Origin of the sequence: Lactobacillus sp. ESL0246 (assembly GCF_003692965.1) — a bacterium.
Taxonomy (GTDB): Bacteria; Bacillota; Bacilli; order Lactobacillales; family Lactobacillaceae; genus Lactobacillus.
Map to the genome: position 1 here is coordinate 1 of NZ_REHC01000021.1, position 1,182 is coordinate 1,182.

Consider the following 1,182-nt stretch of genomic DNA (forward strand, 5'->3'; position numbering starts at 1 on the left):
CAATTTTAAGTTGAACACCCTACTTGATTTGATAGATGCAATCTAATCTTTTCTCATATAATTCATCGGGAGTGTGGTAGGCTAAGATTTTGCGCGGCAGGTTATTGCACCATTCCTCAATGCCGTAGATTTGGATCATATCATAATCCTTGATGTATTTGCCTTTAGGAATGAAGCGCCTGATTAACCGGTTGTGCCGCTCTACTCCGCCCTTCTCACAAGAAGTGTAAGGGTGCGCATAGTAGACCAACGTCTGCGATACTCTTTCTAACTGGGCTAAATCCGCAAACTCAGAACCGTTATCCGTGGTAATGGTCTTAAAGACCTCATTCCAGTGTTCTTGGTAGTGGCTGCGCAAGATTTTAAAGGCCGTCATGACGCTAGCGGCAGTCTTATCCTTAATCGGAATAATCATAAACTTGCGCGTCATGCGTTCATACAGAGTTAAGAGGGCCTGATCATCTTTGGTCTTGTGACCTAAGACTAGGTCGCAAGACCAGTGACCAAATTCGCGGCGCTGGTTAATAGCAACAGGTCGCTCACTAATACTGCGCCCCAGTCTGCGTTTATGCTGGCGTATCCGTTTGGCTTTAGTCTTACGGCTTAAGCATTCGGGCAAGTTAGTTGCCTTAATCTGTAATAAACCACGTTCCACATAATGGTAGAGCGTCTTGGTGCAGACGGTTTCGGCCCGGGTAAATTTACCACTGGCTAAGGCCCGGCCCACACAGGCATCAAGCGACCAGCCGTGCTTGAAGAAGTGCGCTTCAACGTACTTAATGAAGCGAGTTTTGGCCAAGCAGGCTTGCTTACGACCGCAGTTTAAGCGTCTTGCCTGATAGCGTCTTTGCGCTGCTGGGGCATCATAGCGGTGCCGTTGACCGTGATAGAAGTGCAATCTGACCGCGTTCAAGCTCATATTTCACGGTTGCGGGCGAACAATTAAGACTAGCGGCAATTTGACGCAGGGACTGGCCCTGCTGGCGCAAGACTTGGATAATCACGCGGTCTTGCAAAGCAAGATGTTGGCCCTTTTGGTGATTAGATATGGTAGAATTAAGCGAGTTCATTGGTAACTTCTTTCTAGAATTGATTGGGTAATTACATTCTATCAAAGAAGTCCAATGGACTTTTTTCATTTTTTAATTAGGGCAAGTGTTCAACTTCATTTTACAATTTACC

Annotated in this window: 1 pseudogene; it reads right to left on the reverse strand. The window is 46.2% G+C overall.

Annotated features, from left to right (window positions below):
• Nucleotides 1-19 precede the first annotated feature (19 nt).
• Nucleotides 20-1,070: pseudogene (locus F5ESL0246_RS08110) on the reverse strand (IS30 family transposase).
• Nucleotides 1,071-1,182 lie beyond the last annotated feature (112 nt).